Source organism: Citrobacter sp. Cu096 (genome assembly GCF_030332285.1).
Taxonomy (GTDB): Bacteria; Pseudomonadota; Gammaproteobacteria; order Enterobacterales; family Enterobacteriaceae; genus Citrobacter; species Citrobacter meridianamericanus.
In genome coordinates this window covers 1,329,544-1,351,203 of the sequence record NZ_JAOWID010000030.1, presented here as the reverse complement: position 1 = coordinate 1,351,203, position 21,660 = coordinate 1,329,544, and the positions used below count along the sequence as shown (strand labels likewise).

The window sequence follows — 21,660 nt, the reverse complement described above, 5'->3', positions numbered from 1 at the left end:
GTAAATAAAAACGCCTGTTAAACGGCAGGCGTTGTGATGATGTTTTTAACGTGCGCCAGCGCATTTTCCAGCGGGGTGGCGCTACGAGAAATCTTGGCCTGCAGGTTGGCACCAAGCCAGAGTGCATACAGGACCTGCGCTTGCTGTAACGGCTCGCCAACAAAGGACAGACATTGGTTGGCCCGACCTTTCTCCAGCGCCTGCGCTAACAGCGCAATAATGTGTCGCGCGCCTTTATCCATCGCTGTGCGCATATCTTCTGACAGATCGCATACTTCAGCAGAAAGTTTTACAGTTAAACAGCCGCTAATAATCCCGTGCTGGCTAAACTGGTTCAGGGTTTCCTGATAGTAGGCCAGTATTCGGTCGCGGTAATTCCCCGCCCCTGTATCAAAATGCGTAGCCAGTCGCTGATGATAGGCCGCATAGTGGCGTTCCAGCATCGCGACACCGAATGCTTCTTTAGAGCGAAAATAGTGATAAAACGAACCCTTAGGAACTTCAGCAGTTTTCAGTAGTTCGCTTAAACCCATGCCGGTGAAGCCGCGCTGCATACACAGCTGTTCGCCAGTCGCCAGCAGATGTTCGCGTGTATCGTATTCAGTGACTTTGTTCATGAGATGGAGTGTAATAGACCAGTCGGTCTAATGCAATAGCCCCTTGCGAGAAATTCAGTTAACGTCTTCAATAAGTATATCAATTTTACTAAAGGAGGGGATGTGGCGGAACAGCTGGAGTTTTTCCCCGTCCAGAGCCCATGCCGTGGAATATGTCAGTCTGACGAGCGCGGCTTTTGCCGTGGCTGTTTTCGTAGTCGGGATGAGCGTTTTAACTGGCAAAAGATGAGCGATGCCGAAAAGCAGGAAGTGCTGCGGCTTTGTCGTCAGCGTCTGATGCGTAAATTACGCGCAAACAAACCCAATCCTTCGGAAGAACCGCAACAACCTTCACTCTTTTAAAAGTGTAATTGCGTATACTCGATGCACATTCACTCATAAGGAAGCTGCTATGGTTCAGCGTATTACTATTGCGCCACAAGGTCCTGAATTTTCTCGCTTTGTGATGGGGTATTGGCGCCTGATGGACTGGAATATGTCCGCGCGCCAGTTAGTCAGCTTTATTGAAGAGCATCTGGATCTGGGGGTTACCACCGTCGATCACGCCGATATTTACGGTGGATACCAGTGTGAGGCGGCGTTTGGCGAGGCAATGAAGCTGGCCCCGCATCTGCGTGAAAAAATGCAGATTGTGACTAAATGTGGGATCGCGACGACAGCACGCGCGGAAAATGTGCTGGGCCATTACATTACCGATAGTGCGCATATTATTGCCAGTGCGGAACAGTCGTTGAAATTACTGGCGACCGATCATATTGACCTGCTGCTGATCCACCGTCCTGACCCGCTTATGGATGCAGACGACGTAGCAGACGCTTTTAAAAAATTACACCATAGCGGCAAAGTACGTCACTTTGGCGTTTCTAATTTCACTCCCGCACAGTTTTCACTGCTGCAATCGCGTCTACCGTTTACGCTGGCAACCAACCAGGTTGAGATCTCTCCGGTACATCAGCCGCTCCTGCTGGATGGTACTTTAGATCAACTGCAGCAACTGCGTATTCGTCCAATGGCCTGGTCCTGCCTTGGTGGCGGTCGCTTGTTTAATGACGATGCGTTCCAGCCATTACGCAATGAACTTGCCGCGATCGCAGAAGAGTTAAACGCGCAGTCTATTGAGCAGGTGGTGTACGCCTGGATTTTACGCCTGCCGTCCCAGCCGCTGCCAATTATTGGCTCAGGTAAGATAGAACGTGTCCGCGCCGCCATTGAGTCTGAGTCACTGGACATGTCTCGCCAGCAGTGGTTCCGTATTCGTAAAGCCGCCCTGGGTTACGACGTACCTTAATCGCGTTTTCAGCGCTTTACCGTTCAAATTAGCGTCACTGGTTTACACTTATCAATCAGACACCCTTTGGACGGAGTTCTTATGAAGCGTTTGAGTTTGGCCATTATCACATTACTCGCCTGTGCAAGTGCACAGGCTGCCAGTGAAGAAAAGGTGACGATGAATCTGGTAACGTCGCAAGGCGTCGGCCAGGCGATTGGTACGGTCACTATTGCTGAAACCGCGAAAGGACTGGAGTTTACGCCCGATCTTAGAGCGCTGCCGCCAGGTGAACATGGCTTCCATGTGCATGCGAATGGCAGCTGTCAACCGGCTATTAAGGAAGGAAAAGCTTCAGCCGCAGAATCGGCCGGAGGCCATTATGATCCACACAAAACTGGCAAACACGAAGGGCCGGAAGGCGCAGGTCACATGGGCGACCTGCCGCTGTTACTGGTAAATAACGACGGGAACGCCACAACACCAGTTTTTGCACCGCGGCTGAAAACGCTCGACGAGGTGAAAGGTAAGGCGCTGATGATCCATGTGGGCGGCGATAATATGTCCGATCAACCGAAACCGCTGGGCGGTGGCGGAGCGCGCTACGCTTGTGGCGTTATTAAATAATCAACTGCTTAGTGTACCCGGCGGCGGCGCTTGTTCGAGTTGCGAAAGCGAACAGTGTAGCCGCCAGACAAGCGCAGACAGTTCCTGCGCGGCAGGTTGATGATGGTGGGCAAGCGTATCGCAGATGCGCTGTAACTGATTTAGCGTGGCATTCAGCGGTCGTTGCTGGACGCCACGTTCACTCATCACGTCACGGAGCAGTAAGATACATACGTCCCTGACGCGAGCGAGTGGATCTGAACGCGCCTCCCATGTGCGAAGCTGCCACACCACGTGTGAGCAGTTCAACAAAACTACTCCCCAACGCAATAACCAGCGTCTCGCCAGCGCGTCCTGACTGTTGCTAAGCTGGCTGACGTGGTGATAGGTCAGCGACTCAAATTCGTTTTCACTGAGTGAGGGACGTCGACTCAGCTGATCGACAAAATACCTACGCAGGGCACGAATATGACGCCGACTTTTCCGCGCATCTGAACCTGGACGCAGAATAGCGAAGGCCAGCCAGGACAGCGCCACGCCGATGATTTTCGCCATATTGTCATTCAGGAAATCAGCGAAATCATAAACCGGCGGATTGGTTACCGCGATAAACGATCCCATAAACACGATCAGCTGTCCCCACAGGCCCGCCAGCGCAGGCATTTGTAGCTTCAGGAGTTGCATGGTGGCGAGAAGCGGGAAGAGAAAAAGAATGAATTGCCAGAGATCGGAAATTTGCACCATCAGGCCAAACTTAACCACGAAGCTAAACAGCGACAGCAGAACCAGCGTGCGCATCAGCAGCGAAAGTGACTTGAATGGTGTAGCGACGGTAGAATACAGAACGCTGCTGATGGCTGCGAGCGTGAGCGCGCCAGATCCTGATTCCCATTGTGCGCCAATGCTCCATGCGCCGATAAGCATCAACGTGCAGAATGTACGCAACCCGCTCCAGATGGCTTCCGCATTATCAGTGTGGCGCGCAAGACCTGGCGTACGGTCAACATTAATCTGTTCCGCATTGACCCCATTTTCAAGTAAATGCAGGTAATGGCTACTGCGCAGGTAAATTCGGCAAAAATAGCGTAACCGTTGCCAGAAAGCGACGTGTCGGTAGTCGCGCGCATCGGTTGGGCGAAGAGGGGCAATAATACGCGCAACGGTGTAGCTGTCGGTATTGGATTTGACCAGCGCGCTGAGCAACTGCTCGATGACCTCCCGGGTATTGACCGGGGGATTAGGCCAGTTCAGCAACATCCTGCGCAGACTGGAAATCACGCTGGTCATACGCAACTGCTGGTGCAACAGCGAATTGAGCAACGCATTTTGACGGCGAAAGCGGTAGTGGCTCCAGAACGCCTGTATACGCAGCAGGTTCATGGTCAGGATCTGGCCGATGACACTTTCATGAGCCGTACGAATGGCGTCCGTTGTCTCCGGTTGCCAGAGTAAGCTGGCATGTTCCAGTAAACGAGAATGCATGTTTTTCAGCGCGGTAAGTAACGTGGTGCCATCGGAGGTGCTGGGCAGGATCATCATCATCATCCCACCGCACAGGATACCCACGATAACCTCGCACACGCGGGCCTGCGCGATATTCCACAACTGCGTAATCTCAATGGTATTAACCATGGGAAACGCAATGATTGCCGCGGTGTAGCCCGCCAATTGAAAGGCGTAAGCGACGTTATTGGTAAAATGGGCACAGGCCCAGGTACAAAAACCAATCCACAGCGACATGCAGAGCAAAAACAACCACGGCTCATTGAGGGCATGTCCGGCAATAATTAAGGCGGCGGTGGCACCAAGCAAGCTACCCGCAACGCGACCGAGGCTTTTACTGATAACCCCACCAACAGTAGGAAAGCTGACCACCGCCGCCGAGGTCATCGCCCAGTAGGGTTCATCCAGATTCAGGTAATAGGCGAACGTTAACGCCAGACACATCGCAATGGTGTTTCGCAGTGCATAGCGCCACTGCGCCGCCGTGGCTTTAAACCACGGCAAATTGCCAGGTGTCAGATGGGGCAGTTTCATTTACGCTGACCGATAGACACGCTGCAGGTCGTACCTGAAACCAGCGTGATACCCTGCACTGGCTCGTCGAATTCGATGCGCACCGGAACACGTTGCGCCAGGCGCACCCACGGCACGTTAGGTTTAATATCGGGGATCAGGCCGGAGTCACTTTCCACACTTTGGTCGTAGATGGCACGACCAATACTGGATACGTGACCCTGTAACTTTATATTGCCACTGTAGAGGGTGATCAGCGCAGGCGCACCTTCGCGAATATGGCGCAATTTGGTTTCTTCAAAATACCCCATTACATAAAAAGATTGACTGTCGACAAGGGCAAACAGGGGTTTACCGGTTGAGGCGTAGTCTCCGGTACGGATTGAAAGGTTGGTGACCCAGCCTGCCACGGGGGCTTTGACCACCGTTTGTGTCAGTTGCCACTGTGCCTGGCGCAGACTGGCCTCTGCTGCTTTAACGCTCGCCTGCATGGCTTTCACGTTGAGGTTGGCGGTATCCAGGTCTTCGGCAGAGATATAATTTTGCGATAAGTGACGGCGGCGGTTGGCCTCGTTATTGGCTTTTGCCAGATCGGACTGTGCTTTAGCCAACTGGGCTTGTGCATTCAGTTCAGCAATGTGAAATGGCGTCTTGTCGATAACAAACAGGACATCGCCTTCATTCACAAACTGGTTATCTTTTATGTTGAGTTCGCTGATACTGCCCGAAACCTGCGGCGTGATGCTGACCTGCTCAGCGCGCACTTTGCCGTCACGGGTCCAGGGCGATTGCATATAGTAATTCCACATCCACCATCCGGCGAAAACTGCGATTGCAGCGACTATAATCGTGGAGAAGTATTTAACGGTTTTAAGCGACATAATCACCACACAATCAGCATGACAAAGGCCAGACATACGCATAGCGTAAAGAGGGACAGATCCATTAACAGGGGATGCCAGATTTCGCCGGAATAAATCCAGTCGCGAAGCAGGCGATGAACAACCAGCCAGAGAAGGAATCCTGCTACAAATGCCTTGAAAACAGGCGGGAAGTAGACAGATGCGCCGATCATTAAATCTTGTAGGGGCAATCCTGTTGCATTAAACATAAACTTCACGGGCAAAATCCTTGGCGGAAGAGAGCATCGCTATAGGTTTAGCAAAAAAGAGACAACGAGTCTCTGTAACGCATAATGTCTGAAAAAATGTCTGCCGGTAAGCAAATTTGGCAATACATTTGTTTTGGCAATACAAATGCTGCACACTATTCTAAAATCAGCACAATAACTTAGCAAGCTAATTATAAGGAGATGAAATTGGAATCGCCATTAGGTTCTGATCTGGCACGGTTGGTGCGCATTTGGCGTGCTCTGATTGACCATCGCCTGAAACCTCTGGAGTTGACGCAGACCCATTGGGTTACGCTGCACAACATTCATCAATTGCCGCCCGATCAATCGCAGATTCAGTTGGCGAAAGCGATTGGCATCGAACAGCCTTCGCTGGTACGTACGCTTGACCAACTGGAAGAAAAGGGACTCATTTCACGCCAGACTTGCGCCAGCGATCGCCGGGCAAAGAGAATTAGACTGACAGAAAAAGCAGAGCCGCTGATCGCGGATATGGAAGCGGTTATCAACAAAACACGTGGAGAAATTTTGGAAGGGATTTCAGCTGAGGAAATTGATCTGCTGATTAAACTGGTCGCCAGACTGGAACATAATATTATTGAGCTACAGTCACAAGGCTGATACAGAAGATAGCGTGTGGCCAGAGTCTGACCACACGTAAATTCGATTAGCGTGGAGACACGGTAACCTGGCTGCCGTTGTTTGCCATAACAACGCGTTGACCGGCTGAAAACTTGGTCGCACCCTGTTTCTGAACCACCATAATGGTATTACCGTCGTCCTTACGGATTTCCAGTTCCACACCCTGGGTTTTATTCATCGCACCTTGTACGCTTTGACCCGCTACGCCGCCGGCAACGGCGCCTGCAGCCGTCGCTAATGAACGACCCGTACCGCCGCCAACGGTGTTACCGAGGAACCCGCCGAGTACCGCACCGCCAATAGCGCCAATCACGTTTGCGTCATCACCACCCTGGATTTGCACCGGACGAACATGAACAATCGTACCGTAGGTCACGTTCTGAACTTGTTTCGCTTCGGATGCGGTATATACGTCGCCCGAAAGGCTATCATTGTTAACGCAGCCCGCTAAAGATACGCCCATTAATGAAACAATCAGCACACGTTTAATCATTTACAAATCTCCTTTGTCGCCACGAAATGCTCAATAAGCACCCTTCATGACTAAATTATATGGCATTTGTGAACCCAAGTTCACATGTTCTACTGGAACAATATGAAAATCTTAACTGAAATCGGATATACCGAGTATAAACGAATCATTCATATAATTGATGTAATAAAGCATCCATTGTAATGATTAGCCATCAAAAATCATTAAGGAAGCATGGCATTACTCGGCACTTTATGGTTGAGTGTCAAGGCTAATTTGCTTAAAAGGATGACATATGAAATCGGGCCGTTTTATCGGTGTAATGTCTGGAACCAGCCTTGATGGCGTCGATGTTGTGCTGGCGACAATAGATGAAACGATGGTTGCGCAACAGGCGAGTCTGAGCTGGCCTATTCCTGGTCATGTAAAACAAGCGATTCTGGATATCTGTCAGGGTCAGCAGCTTACGCTTTCTCAGTTTGGGCAACTGGATGCACAGCTCGGTTATCTGTTTGCTGAGGCGGTGAATGCCCTGCTGGCGCAGGAAAAGATGAAACCGCAGGACATTGTTGCGATCGGTTGTCATGGGCAAACCGTGTGGCATGAACCGACAGGCCCCGCGCCGCACACGCTGCAAATTGGCGACAATAATCAGATTGTGGCACGCACAGGGATAACCGTAGTAGGCGATTTTCGCCGCCGCGATATCGCCCTCGGCGGGCAGGGGGCACCGTTGGTTCCGGCTTTTCATCAGGCGCTGCTGGCTCATCCAACGGAGCGGCGGATGGTGCTAAACATCGGCGGAATTGCCAATTTGTCTCTGCTTATTCCCCAGCAACCCGTTCGCGGCTACGATACCGGACCTGGCAATATGCTGATGGATGCCTGGATCTGGCGGCAATGTGGTCAACCCTACGACAAAGATGCGCAGTGGGCCAGTTCAGGAACGGTGATCCTGCCTTTACTGCAAAATATGCTTAGCGATCCTTATTTTTCTGCGCCTTCACCCAAAAGCACCGGTCGTGAGTATTTCAATTATGGCTGGATAGAACGTCATCTGTCGCAGTTCCCGGGTATAAGTCCGCGGGATGTACAGGCGACGCTTGCCGAACTGACCGCGGTGACTATTTCAGAGCAGGTCTTGCTCAGCGGCGGCTGTGAACGACTCATGGTCTGCGGGGGAGGAAGCCGTAATCCGCTGTTGATGATGCGTCTGGCGGCATTATTGCCGGGTACAGAGGTCACCTCAACCGATGAAGCCGGGATTAGCGGCGACGATATGGAAGCGTTAGCCTTTGCCTGGCTGGCGTGGCGAACGCTGGCAGGGTTACCGGGAAATCTGCCTTCAGTCACCGGCGCATCAGAGCCGAGCGTTTTAGGGGCGATTTATCCAGCTAACCCACGAACTCAGAGTTAACTGAAATTATTCAGCGCCATATGCCGGTAAACTAGGAATAATAGGGAGGGTGCCATTACCCTCCAGGACCAGGAAAGTCTTCAGGATATGGCTATGAAAAAACTGTTGTTAGTGTGTCTGCCGGTATTGCTTAGCGGGTGTAGTGTGTACAACCAATTTGTCGAGCGTATGCAAACGGATACGCTGGAATATCGTTGTGACGAAAAACCGCTTACCGTGAAGTTGAACAATACCCGTCAGATGGCAAGCTTTGTATATGATAATCAGCTATTGAACCTCAAACAGGGCGTGTCGGCATCAGGTGCGCGCTATACCGATGGTATCTACGTCTTCTGGTCTAAAGGCAACGAGGCAACGGTCTATAAACGAGACAGAATTGTGCTAAATAACTGTCAGTTACAGAACCCGAAGCGTTGAGATTTTCACCTGGGCGGCGCACAATAGCGTCACCCACTGACAATCCGTAGCCAACATCATGTCTGATAACGACGAATTGCAGCAAATAGCGCATCTGCGCCGTGAATACACGAAAGGCGGTCTTCGCCGCCGCGATCTTCCCGCCGACCCCCTTGCACTGTTTGAGCGCTGGCTGGGGCAAGCCTGTGATGCCAAACTCGCCGATCCCACCGCGATGGTCGTTGCGACCGTCGATGAAAATGGTCAGCCGTATCAGCGTATCGTGTTGCTCAAACATTATGATGATAAAGGGCTGGTGTTCTATACCAACCTCGGTAGCCGTAAGGCGCATCAGATCGAGAAAAACCCACGCATTAGCCTCTTGTTCCCCTGGCACACGCTGGAACGGCAGGTGATGGTTATCGGTAAGGCTGAGCGTCTTTCCACACTTGAAGTGGTCAAATACTTCCACAGTCGCCCACGCGACAGCCAGATTGGCGCCTGGGTATCTAAACAATCCAGTCGGATCTCCGCTCGCGGTATTCTCGAAAGCAAATTCCTCGAACTGAAACAGAAGTTTCAGCAAGGGGAAGTGCCTCTGCCCAGTTTCTGGGGCGGCTTTCGTGTGAGTATTGAACAAATGGAGTTCTGGCAGGGTGGTGAAAACCGCTTACACGATCGTTTTTTATACCAACGCGAAGATAACGCGTGGAAAATTGATCGCCTGGCTCCCTAAAGATGCAAATTTCTTGTTTTAAGCGCTGGTGCTGAACAATCCGGCGCTTTATTCTATGTTTCTTTCGCATCAGGCGAAAAGTCGTGTACCGGCAAAGGTGCAGTCGTTTTATACATGGAGATTTTGATGGCAAGCAGTAACTTGATTAAACAATTGCAAGAGCGGGGGCTGGTGGCCCAGGTGACGGACGAGGAAGCGTTAGCAGAGCGACTGGCGCAAGGCCCGATCGCGCTCTATTGCGGCTTCGATCCTACCGCTGACAGCTTGCATTTGGGGCATCTGGTTCCATTGTTATGCCTGAAACGCTTCCAGCAGGCAGGCCATAAACCTGTCGCACTGGTAGGTGGCGCAACCGGTCTGATTGGTGACCCGAGCTTTAAAGCCGCCGAGCGTAAACTGAATACCGAAGACACCGTGCAGGAGTGGGTGGACAAAATCCGCAAACAGGTTGCGCCGTTCCTCGATTTCGACTGTGGCGACAACTCGGCGATTGCTGCGAATAACTACGACTGGTTTGGCGGTATGAACGTACTGACCTTCCTGCGTGATATCGGCAAACACTTCTCTGTTAACCAGATGATCAACAAAGAAGCGGTGAAGCAGCGTCTGAACCGCGACGATCAAGGGATCTCCTTTACCGAGTTTTCTTACAACCTGCTGCAGGGTTATGACTTTGCCTGTCTGAATAAACTGCACGGCGTGGCGCTGCAGATTGGTGGTTCAGACCAGTGGGGTAACATTACTTCAGGTATCGATTTGACCCGTCGTCTGCATCAGAATCAGGTATTTGGTCTGACCGTTCCGCTGATCACTAAAGCTGACGGCACCAAATTCGGTAAGACTGAAGGCGGCGCTGTGTGGCTGGATCCGAAGAAAACCAGCCCTTATAAATTCTACCAGTTCTGGATCAACACCGCCGATGCGGACGTTTATCGCTTCCTGAAATTCTTCACTTTCATGGACATTGAAGAGATCAATGCGCTGGAAGAAGAAGATAAAAACAGCGGTAAAGCACCGCGTGCCCAGTATGTACTGGCCGAACAGGTCACGCGTCTGGTTCACGGTGAAGAAGGTCTGGTTGCGGCAAAACGCATTACCGAAAGTTTGTTCAACGGTAATTTGAGCGATTTGAGCGAAGCTGATTTCGAACAGCTGGCGCAGGATGGTGTGCCGATGATCGAAATGGATAAGGGTGCCGATCTGATGCAGGCGCTGGTGGACTCCGAACTGCAGCCTTCTCGCGGTCAGGCACGTAAGACCATCGCGTCAAACGCGGTGACCATCAACGGTGAGAAGCAATCTGATCCGGAATATTTCTTCCAGGAGAGTGATATCCTGTTCGGGCGCTACACCTTACTGCGCCGTGGTAAGAAGAATTATTGTCTGATTTGCTGGAAGTAAGATTTAGTTAGCAGGGGCGTGGGAAACTTCGCCCCTTTATTTTTTCAGGGTTGTGGTAAGCAAAATGAAGAATATCCTCGCCATCCAGTCCCACGTTGTTTTTGGTCATGCGGGCAATAGTGCAGCAGAGTTTCCAATGCGTCGTCTTGGCGCAAATGTCTGGCCGCTGAATACCGTTCAGTTTTCTAACCATACACAATACGGTAAATGGACCGGTTGCGTTATGCCGCCGAGCCACCTGACCGAAATCGTTCAGGGTATTGCCGATATTGATAAACTTCAAACCTGTGACGCAGTCCTGAGCGGTTATCTTGGTTCAGCAGAGCAGGGCGAGCATATTCTGGATATTGTACGCCAGGTGAAAGCGGCCAATCCGCAGGCGAAATACTTCTGCGACCCGGTGATGGGGCATCCGGAGAAAGGGTGTATCGTTGCACCCGGCGTCGCTGAGTTTCACGTGCGCCATTCGTTGCCGGCCAGCGACATTATCGCCCCGAATCTGGTTGAACTCGAAATTTTGTGCGAACACGCGGTTAACAGCGTCAATGAGGCAGTGGCAGCCGCACGTGAGCTCATTGCGCAAGGACCGGCAATTGTGCTGGTGAAGCATCTGGCTCGTGCAGGTATTAGCTCAGATCGTTTCGAGATGTTGTTGGTCACAGCCGACCAGGCGTGGCACATCAGCCGACCGTTAGTTGATTTTGGCGCTCGTCAGCCCGTTGGCGTCGGTGATGTCACCAGTGGCTTGTTGCTGGTTAAACTGTTGCAGGGGGCGTCTTTACAGCAGGCGCTTGAGCATGTGACAGCGGCGGTGTATGAAGTGATGATCGCCACCAAAGAGATGCACGAGTATGAGTTGCAGGTGGTGGCCGCGCAGGATTCTATCGCCAGGCCTGAACATTACTTCAGCGCGACGCAGCTGTAATCAATGCCCGATGGCGCTCTCGCTTATCGGGCATTGGTTTGACTATAGGCCGGGTAAGCGCCAGCGCTACCCGGCAACAGCAGTTAATTTAACCCTTCAGCTTTCAACGCCGCTGCAACCGCCGGGCGTTCAGCCATCCGCGCCATATACGCGTCTATATTGCTTAAACCGGCCATATTCAGCTTCACCGCATAGGCCCAGCGCAGCACGGTGAACAGATAAGCGTCCGCAATGCTGAAGCGCGAGCCACAGATCCATGGGTTATCTTTCAGCGAGTCATTCACATACTGCATTTTTTTCTCCAGCAGCGCGCGAACGGTTGGCTTGAAGTCCTCCGGCGTATCGGGACGGAAAAGTGGTGTAAAGCCTTTATGCAGCTCTGTCGCAATGTAGTTAAGCCATTCGATGGTTTTGTAACGGGAGAGGCTGCTTGTAGGGGCCAGGAGCTGACGGTCTGGCACGCTGTCTGCCAGGTATTGCATGATGGCGACGCCTTCGGTCAGTAGCGTTCCGTCATCCAGCAGCAGCGCGGGGACTTGACCTTTTGGGTTTACCGCGAAAAAATCATCGCCGTTTTCCAGACGTTTCTTCATCAGATCAACACCATCCAGCGTGAAATCTTTACCGCTCTCACGAAGCGTGATGTGGGAAGCGAGAGAACAAGCGCCCGGTTTGTAGAACAGTTTCATCGGTAACTCCTTTTGGCTGAGGTATACCGTATGGTAGTGCTACCTCAGGCAAAAAAAAAGCCGCTAACATCAGTTAGCGGCCGGAAAGAAAGTTTCCCTGAGAATTACGCTGTTGCGGCCTTAGCGGCTTTCTCATCGGCTTCGTCGTCCTGAGTCATACGATTCAGTTTCGGTGCCGTCAGCAGCATCAGAACAGCGATAACCGCCGTTGCAACACCAATCTGCAGGAACACGCGACCGTAGACTTCCAGAGACATCAGCGGGTCAGTCACATTCTCTGGGACCGCCATCATGTTAGCCACGTAACCACCGATGATATTGGCACCGGCAGTGGTCAGGAACCAGCTACCCATGATGAAGCCCATCAGGCGTTGCGGAACCAGCTGTGCCACCATTGCCAGACCCAGACCGGAGATCATCAGCTCACCAATACTTTGCAGGCCGTAGCAGATGATCAACCAGTTAACGGAAACGATGCCCGCGTCGGTAGCGAATTTCGCACCCAGCGGCAGGATCAGGAACGCACCGGAACACAGCACCATACCAATCGCAAACTTGGTTGGCATCGGCAGCGTATCGCCCATCTTGTTATAGATAGCGGCGAGGATTGGGCTACCAATGATGATCCAGAACGGGTTCAATGCCTGGTATTGTTCAGGTTCAAAAGCAATACCAAGAATAGAGTGCTCAACGTTACGAATCGCGAAGAAGTTCAGCGAGGTCGGCATCTGGCTGTACAGCACGAAGAAGATAATCGCTTCCAGCATCAGAATGAAGGCAACGATCATTTTACGACGGGCAGCACCTTTCATGGTGAAGGCTTCTTTACCGAAGATAAACACGATACCAATGGCAATCACACCCAGAACCATACGTGCGATCTGCTGGTTATGCAGCAGCCAGGTTGCAATCGCGATCAGCACCACAACGCCAACGATGGTCAGCAGCAGGTTACGGAAGTTGATTGGCTCAAAGTCAGGCTTAGAACCGTACTGTTTAACCCAGCGCTGGCAGAATGCGAAGTTAACCACGGTAATCAGCATACCCACGACGCTCAGTGCGAACGCGGTGCTCCAGCCGTAACGCGCAGCCAGCCACGGCGTTGCCAGCATAGAGAAGAATGAACCGATGTTGACGGACATATAGTACATGGTAAATGCACCATCAAGACGCGGGTCATCTTTGGCATAGCAGGTAGAGAGCAGGGATGATGGGTTTGCTTTAAACAGACCGTTACCGACAGCGATGGCCGCCATACCCATATAAACGATACCCGCATCGTGACCGGACCATGCTACCAGCGCATAACCAATCGCCAGCACAACGGCACCCAGCATAATGACGCGTTTTGTACCCAGAACTTTATCACCTAACCAACCGCCAATCGCAACCAGGCCATATACCAGGGCGCTAAAGGAGGAGAAAAGGGTGATGGAATCCGCTTCTGACATGCCCAGTTGTTTAACCAGGTAGACGGCCATAATTCCTTGCAGGCCGTAATAACCAAAACGTTCCCACAGCTCAATTGAGAAAATGAGATAGAACGCTTTTGGTTGTTTGAAGGCGTTTAAACTCACGCCTTCTGTTGGTTTATTGTTTGCAGTAGACACTTTTACCTCTTTTTTTACATCCCATATCAACGGGGGTGTTCAGGTACGTGATGAGTCAAGTTCATCCGTCCGATTGTTATAGTGGGAGGGGAAACGGCAAGTAATGTTCACTATCTTGACCCTTCAGACAAGTGGTTTGTAATAATCTGTTACATATATCATGACTGGTGAAATCGTCGGGGCGCTGAAATGTTATCTAGCGTTAAATTTCTTCATTTAGAAAATGGCAGATTTTTACACTGTTTAATTACGGTGAAAACCGCAATGTGGCGATATGTTCTGCTATTTGCGGTTGAATCCAGTGATATAGGCCAATATCTGAAAAATAGCTAGTGTAATGTTTTGTTTATAAACTGTTCACTTAGGTCATATGATTGTCACTTTAACTAAAAAATAAATATTTTTTAACATTGTGTTAGCTGCGTGATCCTGATCACGTATAGATAGAAATTTCTAGTACTAAAAAAACGATTAACCTGCTCAGGCGCTAATTCACAAGAATATTACATTAGAGATGGGTAATTGAATGGCATCATTGTCGGGAAAACTATTGCGAGGGAGTGCATAACTAATCGTTATGTATGCGAGGGGCAAAGAGGATGCCCCGGCAGCATCAGATATCAACTTTCTCTTTGAATTCACAGAGATCTTCGATGATGCAGGAACCACAACGAGGCTTCCTGGCTATACAGGTGTAGCGGCCATGAAGAATTAACCAGTGATGGCAATCGACTTTAAATTCACTGGGTACGACTTTCAGTAGCTTCTCTTCTACCTGTTCGACGTTTTTACCAGGGGCAAATTGTGTCCGGTTACATACCCGGAAAATATGGGTATCTACAGCAATAGTCGGCCAGCCAAAGGCAGTATTTAACACCACATTCGCCGTCTTGCGCCCAACGCCAGGCAGGGCTTCTAATGCGGCTCTGTCTTCCGGAACCTCGCCATTGTGTTGTTCCAGTAAAATGCGGCAGGTTTTAATCACGTTCTCCGCTTTGCTGTTAAACAAACCGATTGTTTTAATGTAGGACTTAACGCCTTCGACGCCTAGCTCCAGCATCGCGGCGGGCGTATTAGCGACGGGGTAAAGCTTGGCCGTTGCTTTATTGACGCTGACATCGGTGGCCTGAGCGGAAAGCAAGACCGAAATCAGCAGTTCGAAAGGTGATGTAAAATTAAGCTCGGTTGTTGGATGCGGATTGTTATCACGCAGGCGAGTGAGAATTTCCAGCCGTTTAGCTTTGTTCATGACACATTCCCTGTTTCACCAGCCGGACTGTCCACGACAGCCGCCTCGGCACGACGTTTCTTCATTTTCTCATCAATAAGATACTTAACTGCCAGCATCAAGCCCAGACCAATAAACGCGCCTGGTGGCAGCATGGCCAGCAGAAACGGCGTATCAGTATGGAAGATCTCAACGCGCAATACTTTAGCCCAGCTACCCAACAAACCGTCGGCGCCATCAAATAGTGTACCGTTACCAATTATTTCACGCAGTGAGCCCAGAACAAACATGGCGCCGGTAGCCCCCATACCGATGGAGAAACCATCGAGCGCGGATAATGCTGGGCCTTTTTTGGCGGCGAAGGCTTCAGCACGACCAACAACAATACAGTTGGTCACAATCAGCGGGATAAAGATGCCCAGAGACTGATACAGGCCAAAGGCGTAGGCATTAATCAGCATCTGCACTGCACTCACCACAGAGGCGATGATCATGACATAAATTGGAATACGGATTTCAGGCGGTGTCCAGCGACGAAGGGCCGAAATCGTCAGATTGGTCAGCGTCAGGACGAGCGTCGTCGCGAGCCCCAGCCCCAGCGCGTTAGTGGCGGTAGAGGTAACAGCCAACAACGGACACATCCCGAGTAACTGCACAAGCGCGGAGTTATTTTTCCATAACCCCTGGACAATAACGTCTTTAATTTCGCTCATGGTTTATTCTCCACAGGCGCTAAGTTGAGGAAGCTGTGCGGGTAGCGTTTGAGCATACAAACCGGCGCGTTTTACTGCATTCACTACCGCCCGCGGCGTAATGGTTGCGCCAGTAAACTGGTCAAAGTCACCGCCGTCTTTTTTTACCGCCCAGTGGGCGTCGTTACCCGCAGCGATTGTTTTGCCACTAAAGTGGGTGATCCAGTCAGAAAGCCGCAGTTCGATTTTGTCGCCCAGTCCCGGCGTTTCATGATGCTCGGTTACCCGCGTACCCAACACAGTACCCGTAAAATCGACACCGACCAGCAGTTGAATAGCCCCGGAATAACCATCTGGCGCTGTAGCTTCAAGAATTGCTGCCACGGGATGGTCGTCCTGGCGCGCAATATACACACGGTGAGTACCTTTACCTAACGCCTGCGCATTAACCAGATAACAGCTCTCAGACAAGTTATTATTGTAGCGGTCGCCTGGCAGAACCTGATCGAACAGTGCTTTTTGCTGCAATGCGGCCTGTTCATCAATGGTGGACTTGGTTAATTGATTGATTGCCGCGGTTAATCCCGTTGAGCCCGCAGCAAACAGTGCCAGCGTAATACCGTGTTTACGAATCGTTTTCAGCATTGGAATTCCTTAGCGATGTCCGTACACGCGAGGGCGGGTGTAATAATCAATCAAGGGAACCGTGATATTTGCCAGTAATACGGCAAAGGCCACACCGTCAGGATAACCGCCAAAACTGCGAATCAACCACACTAACAGACCTGCAAGTGCGCCAAAAACCAGGCGGCCACGGTTAGTTGTCGAGGCCGTAACGGGGTCGGTAAGAATAAAGAATGCACCCAGCATGGTCGCGCCTGAAAGCAGGTGTAACTGAGGTGATGCGAGTGACTCCGGTGAGATCCACCATCCCAGGGTGGCGCAAACGGCGAGAGACAGAAGAAAGCTAACCGGGATATGCCAGCGAATCGCCTTCTGCCATAACAGAACGATCCCGCCTGCCAGCCAGGCAAGATTAACCCACTGCCAGCCTGCACCTGCCAGCACACCGCTATAGATCGGGTATTGCATCACCTGTTCAACAGTACGCCCTGCATGCAATGACGTCTTAAAGGTGTCAAGAGGCGTTGCCTGGCTGATACCATCAATGCCCATTCGCAGCGTATTCATATCCCCGCCGCTGACAGTGTGGCCGCTAAGGATAACGTTCAGTGCGTCAAAGAACCCAGGCACGGTAGCCGCAATTTCGTGCGGCGGCAGCCAGCTGGTCATCTGTACCGGAAATGAGATTAGCAGCACGACGTAACCAATCATGGCAGGGTTAAACGGGTTCTGACCGAGACCGCCATACAACTGTTTAGCAATAATAACCGCGAATACCGTGCCTAATACCACCATCCACCAGGGGGAGAGCGGAGGAATACTCACGGCCAGCAACAACCCGGTGAGTAAGGCGGAGTTGTCTTTTAAAATTGGCACGATGGGTTGTTTCCTCAGTCTAAGCACGCCCGCTTCGGCGGCGATAGCGCTGATGGCGGCCAGAACTATCTGGAACAACGTACCCCAGCCAAAGAACCACAGCTGCGCGGCGATCCCTGGCAACGCCGCAAGTAACACCAACATCATGATTCGTGATGTCTGGCGCTGGTTATGGGTATAAGGGGAGCTTGCTATTCTGAATACCATTTATTCCTCGTTAACAACCTGCTGCTGCGCGGCTTTCTTTGCCTGAGCGCGTGCGATAGCGGCCGCGACGGCGGCTTTACGTGGATCAACCGACTCGGCTGTTGCCGTTGCTGTCTGCTGCTCAAGCTTGCGGGCTTTTGCACGAGCGATTGCCGCTTCCACGGCGGCTTTGCGGGGATCAACCGGTTCGGCTGTTTCAGTTGCTGTCTGCTGCTCAAGCTTGCGGGCTTTGGCACGAGCGATTGCCGCTTCCACGGCGGCTTTGCGGGGATCAACCGGCTCGGCTGTTTCCGTTGTTGTCTGCTGCTCAAGCTTGCGGGCTTTGGCGCGTGCGATTGCCGCTTCCACGGCGGCTTTACGTGGGTCACTACCTGTGCTGTTCTCTTCAACCTGGGCCTGATTTTCCGTTCGGGCCACGCGAGCCTGCGCCTTACGCGCCTCGCGTGCGGCTATCACGGCGCTATTGTCAGGTTTTTCGCCTGGTTGAATCACCACGGGTTGCAGCACCTGAGCCTGCTTTTCTTTTACGCGAGCCAGCGCGGCGGCGATGGCATCATGATCTTTCGCTGCAGGCTGAACGGCTGCGTTTTTGTGACGTTCAAGACGGGCAGCTTTTTCACGTTCAAGGCGTGCCTGTCGGGCTTCAAATCGCGCTTTTGCTTCAGCTGCACGTTTTTCTTCCTGACTAATGGCGTAAATCTCGGCTTTTTCCTGACGGAAATACTGCACCAATGGAATGTTGCTTGGGCATACCCAGGCGCAGGCACCGCATTCAATGCAGTCGGCGATATTGTGGGCCGTGGCTTTGTCGTGCTGTTGCCCTTTACTGAACCAATAAAGCTGCTGTGGCAGGAGATCGGCCGGGCAGGCATCGGCGCAAGCGCTACAGCGAATACAGCCTTTCTCTTCTGGCGTTTCACCCATTTCACTAGCAGAAGGTGCCAGAAGACAGTTGGTTATCTTGACCACCGGTACATCCAGCCATGGCAGCGTAAAGCCCATCAGCGGTCCACCCATAATCACCATCTGGTCGGCGGAAGGACAAAAGCCCGCGTCGTTGAGCAGATGACGAACTGGCGTACCTAAACGCGCCCAGACGTTGCCTGGACGACTGACGGCCTCCCCGGTAAGCGTCACGACACGCTCGGTGATCGGTTCTCCGTCAATTACCGCACGTTTGATCGCATAGGCGGTTCCGACGTTTTGCATCAGCACGCCAATATCGGATGAGCGTCCACCATGGGGAACCTGCTTGCCAGTCAGAATTTGCGTTAACTGTTTGGCCCCGCCGGACGGATACTTAGTAGGGATCACGCGCAAGCTGATATCGTGTGAATCAGCCAGCACCGCGCGCAGCATGGAAATTGCCTGCGGTTTGTTATCTTCGATGCCCAACAGAATTTCACGTGGCTGAAGAATGTGGGCCAGGATGCGGATACCTTCGACGACCTGCGCCGCGCAGTCCTGCATCAGGCGGTCATCAGCTGTAATATACGGCTCGCATTCAGCGGCGTTGATGATCAGTGTTTCAATTTTATCACCGCCGCCCTGCAGTTTTACACCGGTGGGAAAACCTGCGCCGCCCAGTCCGGCGACGCCAAACTGATGAATACGCGCGATCAGTTCTTCCCGGCTGCGGGAGCCATAATCGGCCCAGCCGTCGCGCTCGATCCAGCGGTCTTCGCCATCAGCGTCAATGATAACGCTCAGCTCAGCTAACGCCGATGGATGCGCGGTAGAGTGCGGGGCAATGGCCACCACGGTGCCTGACGTTGGCGCATGTACCGGAAGCATTTTGCCACGCCCTATGGTTAGCGCCTGGCCTCGCAACACAGTGTCGCCCACGCTGATGCACAGTTCACCCTCCGCGCCAATATGTTGTTTCAGCGGAATAACAAAACGTGGCGCCAGCGGAACCTGCCGCAGCGGCGTACCGTTTGACTGAGTCTTCATTTCTGGTGGATGAATGCCGCCATCAAAGTCCCAGATTTTATTTTTTCTGAATGCAGAGAATAACTTAAACATGTTGTTCCACGGGAATGATGCGCACAGGAATGGTGTTTAAATCCCATTTCCAGCTGTCTGGTGTCTCGGCTACCGGACGTAACTCGATGCACTGCGTCGGGCACGGATCAACGCACAGGTTGCAGCCGGTGCAGAGATCGCTCATCACCGTGTGCATGGCGCGCGTCGCGCCCACGATCGCATCGACGGGGCAGGCCTGAATGCACTTTGTGCAACCGATACAGTTATTTTCATCAATGACCGCCAGCATACGTACGGGCGTAACATCATGTTCATCACCATCAATCGGCTGCGGGTCGACGTTCAGCAGGGCGGCAATTTTTAACATCACAGCTTCACCACCGGGTGCGCAACGGTTAATTTTTTCACCCTGAGAGCCGATCGCTTCTGCATAAGGATGGCAGCCCGGATAACCGCATTGTCCACATTGGCTTTGTGGTAGAATTTCATCAATTTTCTCCACCACCGGATCATCCTCGACGGCAAAGCGTCGTGAGGCGTAACCCAAAATAGCGCCGAACGCCAGACCCAGTAGACTCACTGCGGCAACGGCAATCCAGATAGCATTCATTACAACTTCACCAAACCACTAAAGCCCATAAAGGCCAATGACATTAGACCGGCGGTAATTAGAGCAATTGCGTTACCGCGAAACGGAGCCGGGACATCTGCCACAGCAAGGCGTTCGCGAATAGCAGCGAACAGTACCATCACCAGCGAGAAGCCGACAGCGGCGGAAAAACCGTACAGTGCCGACTGTAAAAAGTTATGGCCGAGGTTGATATTCAGAAGCGCCACACCCAACACCGCGCAGTTTGTGGTGATCAGCGGCAGGAAGATCCCCAGCAGACGGTAAAGTGCAGGGCTGGTTTTGCGTACAACCATCTCAGTAAACTGCACAACGACAGCGATAACCAGAATAAATGCCAACGTGCGCAGATAGATGAGATTGAGCGGGATTAGAATCCAGGTATCAATCAGCCATGCGCAGATGGATGCCAGCGTCATGACAAACGTCGTGGCAAGGCCCATACCCATTGCGGTTTCCAGTTTTTTGGAAACGCCCATGAATGGACAAAGGCCCAGAAACTTAACCAGTACAAAGTTATTGACCAGTACAGTTCCGACAAACAGCAGCAGGTAATCAGTCATTTTTCGGCCTGAAATAAAAAAGCCGCCTATTATCTGACAATCCAGAACAGGCGACAACAGGTTAACTGTAGGGTTATTACGGGTTCACAAACGTTGTTTTTACGCGCTGCGAGCGTTTAAAGTAGGGTACCAACAGTGCTGCCGCTAACAATGGGAACAACAGTTGGCGCACGGCAAAGGCGTCCGGGACCGGTGAAAAAGCAAACGCTTTAATCGCCAGTAGCACGGAAATCAACAACCACAGAATATAGTGCTTGGGCACACAGGCTCTGCGCTTGAAAAATGCAATCGTCAGCCACAGTGTGTAATACCACATGGCGATTGCGGTAATAAAGGAGACGCCCCATAGCAACAAATTGGCCGTACTTTGTTCACCCAGGGTTTGGAAGGTTTGCGGTGTAGCCAGCGCAGTGACGTAAAGTAGTAACGCCAGCGAAGCGCTCAGCAATGCGACTAACAGCCAGGCCAGTGGCCCAAGTAGCCAGCCTCCGATACGTTGTGCCGGTGTGGTAGTCATCTCTTCTCCAGGTTTACGCGCGCGATCAAGCATGCCTTTTATTTTGGGGCAATTATTATAAAGCTTTTAACGTTAAGCGCTACTTTCTTATTTATTGCACGTAATGCCAGACTGATTTAGGGATCTGACCAACATCAAACAGGCGGCCTCCCGAAGTTAGCTCTGCACGGCGGTGGTCTGCCGCACGGTACATATTGATAATGTCGCCGTCGTCGGTGAGCGTGTAGTTAAGATGGTCGAACAGTTTTTCCAGGCTTTCGAGTGAACTGATTTTGCGGAATTTTAATAAGTAATCCTGAACAGTCATAAATGAAGATCCATATTAATAAAATAATACCAACGGAGTAGATAATATAAAAAATAAACAACGTGCACAGGTAAAAGCGGATTTACGCGCAAATGTAAGAAGAGAG

The 21,660-nt window shown here is 51.7% G+C and carries 24 protein-coding genes and 1 pseudogene; 9 read left to right on the top strand and 16 right to left on the bottom strand.

What is annotated here, in order from left to right; genetic code table 11:
• Positions 1 to 17: 17 nt before the first annotated feature.
• Positions 18 to 617 carry a TetR/AcrR family transcriptional regulator gene (locus OGX99_RS20835; protein ID WP_187259505.1) on the bottom strand — a complete coding sequence of 200 codons (600 nt, stop codon included), beginning with the start codon at positions 615 to 617 and terminating at the stop codon, positions 18 to 20.
• A gap of 102 nt (positions 618 to 719) precedes the next feature.
• Between OGX99_RS20835 and OGX99_RS20830 the strand changes: the two genes are divergently transcribed.
• The 3 genes from OGX99_RS20830 to sodC all read left to right on the top strand — a co-directional run bounded on the left by OGX99_RS20830 (position 720) and on the right by sodC (position 2,511).
• Entirely contained in the window at positions 720 to 959 is a 240-nt protein-coding gene (locus tag OGX99_RS20830; RefSeq protein ID WP_151219088.1) for a DUF1289 domain-containing protein, read from the top strand.
• A 49-nt stretch (positions 960 to 1,008) separates the two neighbouring features.
• On the top strand, positions 1,009 to 1,905 hold the full coding sequence (locus OGX99_RS20825; RefSeq protein WP_151219089.1) for an aldo/keto reductase: 897 nt from the start codon (positions 1,009 to 1,011) through the stop codon (positions 1,903 to 1,905).
• 81 nt (positions 1,906 to 1,986) lie between these two features.
• Positions 1,987 to 2,511 carry a superoxide dismutase [Cu-Zn] SodC gene (gene sodC / locus OGX99_RS20820; protein WP_151219090.1) on the top strand — a complete coding sequence of 175 codons (525 nt, stop codon included), beginning with the start codon at positions 1,987 to 1,989 and terminating at the stop codon, positions 2,509 to 2,511.
• Here sodC and OGX99_RS20815 read toward each other — a convergent pair.
• The 3 genes and pseudogenes from OGX99_RS20815 to OGX99_RS20805 all read right to left on the bottom strand — a co-directional run bounded on the left by OGX99_RS20815 (position 2,487) and on the right by OGX99_RS20805 (position 5,626).
• A pseudogene (locus OGX99_RS20815) lies at positions 2,487 to 4,527 on the bottom strand (FUSC family protein). The gene sodC and the pseudogene OGX99_RS20815 overlap by 25 nt on opposite strands.
• On the bottom strand, positions 4,524 to 5,387 hold the full coding sequence (locus tag OGX99_RS20810) for an efflux RND transporter periplasmic adaptor subunit (RefSeq protein ID WP_210905035.1): 864 nt from the start codon (positions 5,385 to 5,387) through the stop codon (positions 4,524 to 4,526). The pseudogene OGX99_RS20815 and the gene OGX99_RS20810 overlap by 4 nt, the downstream one beginning before the upstream one ends.
• A 2-nt stretch (positions 5,388 to 5,389) precedes the next feature.
• A complete protein-coding gene (locus OGX99_RS20805; RefSeq protein ID WP_103770040.1) occupies positions 5,390 to 5,626 on the bottom strand; it encodes a DUF1656 domain-containing protein in 237 nt (78 codons plus the stop codon).
• A 192-nt stretch (positions 5,627 to 5,818) separates the two neighbouring features.
• Here OGX99_RS20805 and slyA point away from each other — a divergent pair, with 192 nt between their 5' ends.
• Positions 5,819 to 6,259, top strand: a complete 441-nt coding sequence (gene slyA / locus OGX99_RS20800) for a transcriptional regulator SlyA (protein WP_151219093.1) — start codon at positions 5,819 to 5,821, stop codon at positions 6,257 to 6,259.
• Positions 6,260 to 6,305: 46 nt separating this feature from the next.
• On the opposite strand, the gene slyB is transcribed toward slyA, so the two are convergent.
• Complete coding sequence (gene slyB, locus OGX99_RS20795) at positions 6,306 to 6,773, bottom strand: outer membrane lipoprotein SlyB (protein WP_151219094.1); 468 nt, start codon at positions 6,771 to 6,773, stop codon at positions 6,306 to 6,308.
• A 274-nt stretch (positions 6,774 to 7,047) separates the two neighbouring features.
• Here slyB and anmK point away from each other — a divergent pair, with 274 nt between their 5' ends.
• From anmK to pdxY, 5 genes are all read left to right on the top strand, one after another.
• Entirely contained in the window at positions 7,048 to 8,169 is a 1,122-nt protein-coding gene (gene anmK, locus OGX99_RS20790; protein ID WP_151219095.1) for an anhydro-N-acetylmuramic acid kinase, read from the top strand.
• An 87-nt stretch (positions 8,170 to 8,256) separates the two neighbouring features.
• Complete coding sequence (mliC, locus tag OGX99_RS20785; protein ID WP_151219096.1) at positions 8,257 to 8,586, top strand: C-type lysozyme inhibitor; 330 nt, start codon at positions 8,257 to 8,259, stop codon at positions 8,584 to 8,586.
• Between the two features lie 58 nt (positions 8,587 to 8,644).
• Positions 8,645 to 9,301: a pyridoxamine 5'-phosphate oxidase gene (gene pdxH, locus OGX99_RS20780; RefSeq protein WP_087878779.1), complete on the top strand. Its 657-nt coding sequence runs from the start codon at positions 8,645 to 8,647 to the stop codon at positions 9,299 to 9,301.
• A gap of 126 nt (positions 9,302 to 9,427) precedes the next feature.
• Positions 9,428 to 10,702, top strand: a complete 1,275-nt coding sequence (tyrS, locus tag OGX99_RS20775) for a tyrosine--tRNA ligase (RefSeq protein ID WP_003029168.1) — start codon at positions 9,428 to 9,430, stop codon at positions 10,700 to 10,702.
• 64 nt (positions 10,703 to 10,766) lie between these two features.
• On the top strand, positions 10,767 to 11,627 hold the full coding sequence (pdxY, locus tag OGX99_RS20770) for a pyridoxal kinase PdxY (RefSeq protein ID WP_151219097.1): 861 nt from the start codon (positions 10,767 to 10,769) through the stop codon (positions 11,625 to 11,627).
• 83 nt (positions 11,628 to 11,710) lie between these two features.
• Here the strand turns inward: pdxY and gstA are convergent, their stop codons facing one another.
• The 11 genes from gstA to ydgT form a co-directional block, all read right to left on the bottom strand.
• Positions 11,711 to 12,316: a glutathione transferase GstA gene (gene gstA / locus OGX99_RS20765; RefSeq protein WP_151219098.1), complete on the bottom strand. Its 606-nt coding sequence runs from the start codon at positions 12,314 to 12,316 to the stop codon at positions 11,711 to 11,713.
• A gap of 104 nt (positions 12,317 to 12,420) precedes the next feature.
• Complete coding sequence (gene dtpA, locus OGX99_RS20760; protein ID WP_187252496.1) at positions 12,421 to 13,926, bottom strand: dipeptide/tripeptide permease DtpA; 1,506 nt, start codon at positions 13,924 to 13,926, stop codon at positions 12,421 to 12,423.
• A 613-nt stretch (positions 13,927 to 14,539) separates the two neighbouring features.
• Positions 14,540 to 15,175, bottom strand: coding sequence for an endonuclease III (gene nth / locus OGX99_RS20755; protein WP_003029161.1), 636 nt, complete (start codon positions 15,173 to 15,175; stop codon positions 14,540 to 14,542).
• The gene (locus OGX99_RS20750; protein ID WP_151219099.1) at positions 15,172 to 15,867 is read right to left on the bottom strand and encodes an electron transport complex subunit E; all 696 of its coding nucleotides are present in this window, start codon (positions 15,865 to 15,867) and stop codon (positions 15,172 to 15,174) included. Before OGX99_RS20750 ends, nth begins: the two co-directional genes overlap by 4 nt.
• Positions 15,868 to 15,870: 3 nt before the next feature.
• A complete protein-coding gene (gene rsxG / locus OGX99_RS20745; RefSeq protein ID WP_151225413.1) occupies positions 15,871 to 16,491 on the bottom strand; it encodes an electron transport complex subunit RsxG in 621 nt (206 codons plus the stop codon).
• A gap of 9 nt (positions 16,492 to 16,500) precedes the next feature.
• On the bottom strand, positions 16,501 to 17,553 hold the full coding sequence (gene rsxD / locus OGX99_RS20740; RefSeq protein ID WP_252838354.1) for an electron transport complex subunit RsxD: 1,053 nt from the start codon (positions 17,551 to 17,553) through the stop codon (positions 16,501 to 16,503).
• Positions 17,554 to 19,578, bottom strand: a complete 2,025-nt coding sequence (gene rsxC / locus OGX99_RS20735) for an electron transport complex subunit RsxC (protein WP_252838355.1) — start codon at positions 19,576 to 19,578, stop codon at positions 17,554 to 17,556. It lies immediately after the preceding gene.
• The gene (gene rsxB, locus OGX99_RS20730) at positions 19,571 to 20,149 is read right to left on the bottom strand and encodes an electron transport complex subunit RsxB (protein WP_006684670.1); all 579 of its coding nucleotides are present in this window, start codon (positions 20,147 to 20,149) and stop codon (positions 19,571 to 19,573) included. The genes rsxC and rsxB overlap by 8 nt, the downstream gene beginning before the upstream one ends.
• Positions 20,149 to 20,730, bottom strand: coding sequence for an electron transport complex subunit RsxA (gene rsxA, locus OGX99_RS20725; RefSeq protein ID WP_003029144.1), 582 nt, complete (start codon positions 20,728 to 20,730; stop codon positions 20,149 to 20,151). The genes rsxB and rsxA overlap by 1 nt, the downstream gene beginning before the upstream one ends.
• Positions 20,731 to 20,806: 76 nt before the next feature.
• Positions 20,807 to 21,247, bottom strand: coding sequence for a DUF2569 domain-containing protein (locus OGX99_RS20720; protein ID WP_151219115.1), 441 nt, complete (start codon positions 21,245 to 21,247; stop codon positions 20,807 to 20,809).
• A gap of 91 nt (positions 21,248 to 21,338) precedes the next feature.
• On the bottom strand, positions 21,339 to 21,554 hold the full coding sequence (ydgT, locus tag OGX99_RS20715; RefSeq protein ID WP_151219116.1) for a transcription modulator YdgT: 216 nt from the start codon (positions 21,552 to 21,554) through the stop codon (positions 21,339 to 21,341).
• Positions 21,555 to 21,660: the final 106 nt, after the last annotated feature.